We start from the raw sequence: 238 nt of genomic DNA, 5'->3' as shown, positions 1-238 counted from the left end.
GGCGATTTCGAAACGTTCGTGGCGCGCGTCCTCGTCGCCCATATCGACGGGCATTACCGGACGATTGCCGACCGGCGCAGCCGCGGCCTCGCCGGGCCTTCGATGGGCGGATACGGCACCGCGCGCATCGGCATGAAGCATCCGGACGTGTTCGGCGCGCTGTACATGAAGAGCCCGTGCTGCCTCTCGACGCGCGCGCTCGGCACACCCGATGCGACGACGGAGGCGACGCTGCGTG

At 69.3% G+C, this 238-nt stretch carries 1 protein-coding gene; it reads left to right on the top strand.

The features are described 5' to 3' along the window. Positions 1 to 238 (top strand): alpha/beta hydrolase-fold protein (locus tag AC0CH8_RS19100; RefSeq protein WP_465241230.1); only part of this gene is annotated, 238 nt, incomplete at both ends.

The organism is Sphingomonas sp. AC435, from assembly GCF_979253005.1.
The sequence above is the reverse complement of the archived record's forward strand: the minus strand, read 5'-3'. Positions and strand labels throughout refer to the sequence as shown.